The organism is Corallococcus praedator, assembly GCF_003612125.1.
In the GTDB taxonomy this organism is placed as follows: Bacteria; Myxococcota; Myxococcia; order Myxococcales; family Myxococcaceae; genus Corallococcus; species Corallococcus praedator.
The window spans coordinates 1-6,865 of the sequence record NZ_RAWI01000456.1 but is presented as its reverse complement, the minus strand read 5'-3'; the positions used below and the strand labels follow the sequence as shown (position 1 = coordinate 6,865).

Annotated in this window: 6 protein-coding genes; 4 read left to right on the top strand and 2 right to left on the bottom strand. The window is 70.0% G+C overall.

Features of this window, described 5'->3' with window-relative positions; all coding sequences use genetic code 11:
- Together D7Y13_RS35915 and D7Y13_RS35910 are read right to left on the bottom strand one after the other, a co-directional pair.
- The coding region (locus D7Y13_RS35915) for a biotin/lipoyl-containing protein (RefSeq protein ID WP_208734522.1) at positions 1-492 on the bottom strand (492 nt) is incomplete at its 3' end.
- The gene (locus D7Y13_RS35910) at positions 482-3,373 is read right to left on the bottom strand and encodes a 2-oxoglutarate dehydrogenase E1 component (protein WP_120537790.1); all 2,892 of its coding nucleotides are present in this window, start codon (positions 3,371-3,373) and stop codon (positions 482-484) included. The genes D7Y13_RS35915 and D7Y13_RS35910, both read right to left, overlap by 11 nt.
- A 346-nt stretch (positions 3,374-3,719) precedes the next feature.
- Here D7Y13_RS35910 and fabI point away from each other — a divergent pair, with 346 nt between their 5' ends.
- The 4 genes from fabI to D7Y13_RS35890 form a co-directional block, all read left to right on the top strand.
- Positions 3,720-4,550: an enoyl-ACP reductase FabI gene (gene fabI, locus D7Y13_RS35905; RefSeq protein WP_120537791.1), complete on the top strand. Its 831-nt coding sequence runs from the start codon at positions 3,720-3,722 to the stop codon at positions 4,548-4,550.
- A 160-nt stretch (positions 4,551-4,710) separates the two neighbouring features.
- The gene (locus D7Y13_RS35900; protein ID WP_120537792.1) at positions 4,711-5,088 is read left to right on the top strand and encodes a response regulator; all 378 of its coding nucleotides are present in this window, start codon (positions 4,711-4,713) and stop codon (positions 5,086-5,088) included.
- 4 nt (positions 5,089-5,092) lie between these two features.
- Entirely contained in the window at positions 5,093-5,959 is an 867-nt protein-coding gene (locus tag D7Y13_RS35895; RefSeq protein WP_120537793.1) for a response regulator, read from the top strand.
- On the top strand, positions 5,956-6,865 hold a 910-nt coding region (locus tag D7Y13_RS35890), incomplete at its 3' end, for a CheR family methyltransferase (protein WP_120630943.1). The genes D7Y13_RS35895 and D7Y13_RS35890, both read left to right, overlap by 4 nt.

Here is a 6,865-nt window from a genome sequence, read left to right as displayed (position 1 = left end):
CTGCGTGGGGGCGGCGGGCGCGGCCGGGCGGTTGAGCTGCCCCAGCACGTCCTCCTTCACGATGCGGCCACCGGTGCCGGAGCCCTTCAACTGGCCCACGTCCACCTGGTTCTCCTCCGCCATCTTCTTCGCGGTGGGGGTGATGCGCGCGTCGCTGGCGGCGGCGGCCGGCGCGGACTGCACCGGAGCGGCGGCCTGGGCGGGCGCGGGCGTGGCGGCGGCGGCGGCGGGAGACGCGGCGGCGGCACCGGCGCCTCCGGCCTCGATGGTGCCCAGCACCTCGCCCACGCGGACCTTGTCGCCCTCCTTGAAGGCGATGGACGCGATGCTGCCGGCGGCGGGAGACGGCACGTCGATGGTGACCTTGTCGGTCTCCAGCACGACGAGCGGCTCGTCCGCGGCGACGCTGTCGCCCTGCTTCTTGTTCCACTTGCCGACGACGGCCTCGGTGATGGACTCACCGAGGGGCGGGACTTTCAGTTCAACGGCCATTCTGGGTTCCTCGGAGGATGGCTTCTTCGATGATGAGCTGCTGCTCGTAATCGTGCGTCTTGGGGAAGCCGGTGGCGGGGCTCGCGGCCTCGGCACGGCCGATGTAACCCAACTTCACCGGCTGCTGCTGCGCGCGGCCGGAGACCAGGTCGTGCAGGCGCGGGAACATGAAGTGCCAGGCGCCCGCGTTGCGGGGCTCCTCCTGCACCCAGTACAGCTCCTGCAACTGGGGCAACTTCGCCACCAGGTTCGACAGCTCGTCGTGCGGGAACGGGTAGAGCTGCTCCACCCGCACGATGGCGATGGTGTCGTCCTTGCGCTCGTCCCGGGCCTTGGCCAGGTCGTAGTAGACCTTGCCGCTGCACAAGAGCAGCCGCTTCACCTTCGCCGGGTCCGCCTTCGCATCCAGGATGATCTCCTGGAAGGCGCCCTTGGCCAGGTCGTCCATGCGGCTCGTGGCTTCCGGGCGGCGCAGCAGGCTCTTGGGCGACATGATGACCAGCGGCTTGCGCACCGGGCGCAGCACCTGGCGGCGCAGCAGGTGGAAGATCTGCGCGGGCGTGGTGGGGTAGCAGACCTGGAGGTTGTCCTCGGCGCACAGGTCCAGGAAGCGCTCCAGGCGCGCGCTGGAGTGCTCCGGGCCCTGGCCTTCATAGCCGTGCGGCAACAGCAGCGTGATGCCGCTCAGCCGGCGCCACTTGCTCTCCGCCGCCGCGATGAACTGGTCGATGATGATCTGCGCGCCGTTGGCGAAGTCACCGAACTGGGCTTCCCAGATGGTGAGGCCGTCCGGCACGTCCAGGCTGTAGCCGTAGTCGAAGCCCAGCACGCCCATCTCCGACAGCGGGCTGTTGTAGACGTTGAACGCCGCCTTGCCGGTGGGGAACTGCCGCAGGGGGACGAACTCCTCGCCCGTCTGCACGTCGTGCAGCACCGCGTGGCGGTGGCTGAAGGTGCCGCGCTCGCTGTCCTGGCCGGACAGGCGGATGACGTAGCCCTCCGACAGCAGCGTGGCGTAGGCCAGCGCCTCGCCCTCGCTCCACTGCAACTCCTCCGTCTCCAGCATGCCCTGGCGCTTCTTGAGGACGGTGCGCTCCACGTCGCGGTGCACCTGGAAGCCCTCCGGCGCGGTGGCCAGCTTCTGGAGCGCGTCGCGCAGCGTCGCCTTCTCCACCGCGGTGGACACCTGGGGCGCGTTCTTCAGGAGGCCGCCCTTGTAGGGCTTCCACAGGCCCTCCAGCGCGTTGGGCTCCTTGAACTGGCTCTCCTGGCGGGCGCGGGTGAGCGCCGCGTCGAAGTCCTGGTAGCAGCGCTGCTTGAGCGCGTCGGACTCCTCCGCGGGGATGCGGCCCTGCTCCGCCAGCGCCTTCGCGTACAGCGCGCGCACCGGCGGGTGCTTGCGGATGATCTCGTACATCGACGGCTGGGTGAAGGACGGGTCGTCGCCCTCGTTGTGGCCGTAGCGGCGGTAGCAGATGAGGTCGATGACCACGTCGCTCTTGAAGGTCTGGCGGTACTCCGCCGCGAGCTTCGCCACGTGGACGCACGCCTCCGGGTCATCCCCGTTCACGTGGAACACCGGGATGTCCAACATCTGCGCGATGGCGGTGGCGTAGATGCTGGAGCGCGAGTCCGACGGGTCGGTGGTGAAGCCGACCTGGTTGTTGATGACGACGTGGACCGTGCCGCCCGTCGTGTAGCCCTTGAGGCCCGCGAAGTTGAGCGTCTCCGCGACCACGCCCTGCCCGATGAAGGCCGCGTCGCCGTGGATGAGCAGGGGAATCACGCCCGTGCGGTCCGTGTCTCCGCCCCGGTCCTGCTTGGCGCGCACGCGGCCCTCCACCACGGGGCCCACGCACTCCAGGTGGCTGGGGTTGAAGGCCAGCGACAGGTGCACGTTCTTCCCTGAGCGCGTGGCGTGGTCCGACGAGAAGCCCATGTGGTACTTCACGTCGCCCCGGCCCAGGTACGCCTTGGGGTCCTTGGGACCGTCGAACTCGCTGAAGATCTGATCCGGCTTCTTGCCCAGGATGTTCGTCAGCACGTTGAGGCGGCCGCGGTGGGCCATGCCGATGACCAGCTCCTTCAGGCCCATGCCGCTGGCGACCTCCAGGAGGGCGTCCAGCATGGGGATGAGGGCCTCGCCGCCATCCAGGCTGAAGCGCTTGGCGCCCACGTACTTCGTGTGCAGGAAGTGCTCGAAGCCCTCCGCGTACGACAGCTTGGTGAGGATGTGCCGCTGCTCCTCCACCGTGAACGCCGTGCGGTTGTCGCTGTGCTCCATGCGCTGCATCAGCCAGCGGCGACGCTCGCTGTCGAGCATCTGCATGAACTCCACGCCGATGTGGCCGGAGTACGTGCGGCGCAGCCGCGTCACCAGGTCCGACAGGCGCACGCGCTGCTGCGGGAAGACGTTGTTGCACTCCACCGCCTGCTCCAGCTCCTTGGCGTTGAAGTGGTTTTCGTCCATCAACGCCACGTCCGCGACGTGCCCCAGGGGCGGGCGCGGGCGCTCGAGGGGATCCAACGTCGCGCGCAGGTGGCCGCGCAGCCGGAAGGCGGTGATGGCCTGGTCCACCTTCGACTGCAACCCGATGTCCTGCGCGGGCGCGACCGGGGCCGCGGGCGCGGCGACGGCGGCCGGGGCCTGCGCGGCTCCGTTCGCCTTGCCGTTGCCCTTGCCCTTGCCCTCGGGGACGACGGGCGCGGGGGCCTCCAACTGCTTCGCGTTGAAGATGGGGCGGCCCGTGCCGTTGTTGCGCTCGAATACCTCGCGCCAACTCGAGTCCACGCTGCCGGGATCATCAAGGAAGCGCGCGTAGAGCCCCTCGATGAAGTCGATGTTGGCACCAGAGAGGAAGCTGTCCTGGAAATTCGCCATGGCGGGGGGTCTTTTACTGGAAGGGCGACGCGTTGGGGGGTTTTCGCCTCAGGTTTGTTGCAGTCTCCCCGGCGCCCGGCCGCCTGTCTTCGGCCAGGGGAGCAGATGGGGTCATGCGCCACGTGAGTCCAGCTTCACCAAGCGCCGGATTCCCGCTGCTGGGAGGAGGTCAAAAGAAGGCCGGGGGCGGCCGGCGTGCTGAATGGACCTACACCCGGGCGCCTCATGCCGTCCGGGGGGCCATCCGGCGTTGGACGGGAATCGGGGCCGGGGCCCCCTCCCGGAGGCCAAGGAGTGCTAAGCACGCGCCCCCTCCTCTCCTCTTCTCTCGCGAGAACGTACCGACATGCTCCTCCAGGGCAAGAAGCTGCTCATCACCGGCGTGCTCACCCCCCAGTCGCTGGCCTTCGGCATCGCCGAACACGCGCTGGCGCAGGGGGCGGAAATCATCCTCACCGGCTTTGGCCGGGCGAAGTCGCTCACGGAGCGCAGCGCGAAGCGGCTCAAGCCCGGCACGGAGGTGCTGGAGCTGGACGTGACGAACCCGGAGCACTTCCCGGCCCTGACGGAGGCGCTGCGCCAGAAGTGGGGCCGCGTGGACGGCGTGCTGCACGCCATCGCGTACGCGCCCGAGGACGCGCTGGGCGGCAACTTCCTCAACACCCCCTGGGAGAGCGTGCAGACCGCGTTCCGCGTCTCCGCCTTCTCCGTGAAGGAGCTGGCCATGGCGTGCGCGCCGCTGATGCCGCCGGGCAGCGCCATCGTCGCGCTGGACTTCGACAACCGGCAGGCGTGGCCCATCTACGACTGGATGGGCGTGTGCAAGGCGGCCATGGAGGCCACGGTGCGCTACCTGGCGCGCGACCTGGGCCCCAAGGGGATCCGCGTCAACGCGCTGGCGGCCGGCCCCCTGGCCACCATCGCCGCGAAGGGGATTCCGGGTTTCAAGGCCCTGGCGCAGTACTGGGGCAAGCAGGCGCCGCTGGGCTGGAGCGACAAGGACAGCCACGATCATGTGGCCAGGACGGCGTGCGCCATGCTGTCGGATTGGATGCCGAGCACGACGGGCGAAATGGTCCACGTGGACGGCGGTTATCACTCGGTGGGCGCGCCGCCGGTGGACACGGTGGAAGGGGCCGAAGGGGTCCTGGCGACCCCTACGCCCAAGGAGGGTTGATTCCTCCCAACCTTGTCGGAAGAAACCACCCTTTGCCTGCCCGGCATCCCGGCGGTCGGGGGCCCCCCGCTTCCGCCCACGGAAGCGCTCACGGTAGGATCACCCATGCAGCGCAGACCTCTCCGCACTTCGCGGAGCCTGTGCGAGGAGCCGTGGCACAGTGAGTACCAACGTCTTGCTGGTGGACGACAGCCCGACCGTCCGCAACATCCTCAAGATCTACCTGATGAACCTCAAGGTCAGCATCGTGGAGGCGGAGGACGCCGCGCGCGCGCTCCAGCTGTTGAGGCTGGTGCCGGTGAGCGTGGTGATCGCCGACATCAACATGCCGAACATGGACGGCATCACCTTCGTGAAGGAGGTGCGCGCCAGCGCCCAGGCGCAGGTGAAGAGCGTGCCGGTCATCCTGCTGACGGCGGAGAAGGGCGAGGACCTGCGCCAGCGCGGCACGGAGGCGGGCGCCAACGCGTTCATCCAGAAACCCGTATCGCACGACGAGCTGACCAAGACGGTGCGTCAGTTCCTGAACAGGGTGTGATGCCGTGAGCCTGCCGTCCCTCCTGCTGGTCGACGACAGCGACGCCATCCTGGCGCTGGAGCGGGCCATCCTCTCCGGGCACTACACCATCCACACGGCCAGCAACGGGCGTGAGGCGCTGGAGAAGGTGGGCCGGCTGCGCCCGGCGGCGGTGCTGCTGGACCTGTCCATGCCGGAGATGGACGGGGACGAGGTGCTCCAGAAGATGAAGGCGGATGTCGCCACGACGGACATCCCGGTCATCATCATCTCGTCGGAGAAGCAGCGCGCGGAGGCGTGCCTGGGCCTGGGCGCGGAAGCGTTCCTGCCCAAGCCCTTCCGCGCGGACGAGCTGCTCAACCTCGTGGGCGAGGCCCTGGAGGCCGCGCGGCGCCGTTCGCGCTCGGGCGCGATGCTCGTGCTTCGCCTGTCGGTGGGCGAGCGCGAGTTCGCCGTGCCGCTGGACTCCGTGAAGGAGGTCCTGTTGCAGCCGGCGACGCGGCCCCTGCCCACCGGGCCGTCCTACCTGCGCGAGTACGTGGAGCTGCGTGGCCACGCGGTGTGCGTGCTGGACGTGGCGCTGCGGCTGGGCGTGAAGCACCAGGTGGCCATCGCGGAGCGGATGCTGGTGGTCATCGAGACCGAAGGCGTGTCGCTGGCGCTCACCGTGGACACGGTGAAGGATCCGGAGGAGTTCCAGGCGACCGACATCGACCGGCGCGAGAAGGTAGGCGGCGCCGAGCACGGCCTGCTGCAAGAGGGGCTCTTGGGCATGCTGCGCACGGGTGGCCGCGCGCTGCCCATCCTGGATCCGAAGGTGTTCATCGCGCGGGGACTCCTGCGCGACCTGCCCGCGCTGCTCGCGCCGGTGGAGGAAGAGCGGAGCGCATGAGTGCAGGGCTCGATCCCCGGCTGCTGGCCCGAGCCCGGGAAGTGGTGGCGGACACCACCGGCTTTCGTGAAGACGCCATCGCCCAGGAGGCGGTGGAACGCGTGCTGCGCGCGGAGCTGGCCCGGGGCCGCGTGCCCACGGAGGTCCTGAGCGAACTGCAGCAGCTGGGCTCTCCCTTGGCCTACACGCTGGTGCGCGCGGTGCTGGTGGGGGAGACGTACTTCTTCCGCCAGCCGGAGCACTTCCGCTTCATCGCCTCGGAGGGCGTGCCGTCCGCGCTGCGCCACGGCGCCATGCACCTGCGCGGCTGGAGCGCGGGGTGCGCCACCGGCGAGGAGGCGTACTCGCTGGCCGCGTGCCTGCTGGCGTGCGCACCCCCGGGGATGCCGGTGGAGGTGGTGGGCACCGACCTGCACGAGGCCAGCCTGGAGGCCGCCCGGCGCGGCACCTACGGCGCGTGGTCCCGCCGCGAGTCCGCGCCCGCGCTGCACACCGTCTACGAGCCCCACGGCGGGCGTCAGGTGTCCATCGTCCCGGAGGTGCGCAAGGTCACCCGCTTCGCGCCCGCGAACCTGCTGGCGCCGCTGCCGGAGCGCTTCGGCCTGTTCGACTTCATCCTCTGCCGCAACGTGCTCACGTACTTCTCGCCGTCCGCGCGCGACGCGGCCATCGGGCATCTGGCGCGCAGCCTGACGCCGGGGGGCCTGCTCTTCCTGGGCACGGTGGAGGTGGACCGCTGTCCGCCGGGGCTCACGCGCGAGGGCCCGCCGGAGCTGCAGGCGTTCCGCAAGCCTCGTCCGGAGGAGCGCACCTTCGCGCCGCTGCCCCCACCGCAGCCGCTGGTCACCGCCCGCGTCACCCCGCCGCCGCGCCGGCTGTCGGCGCCGCTGCCGGCCACGCCCACGC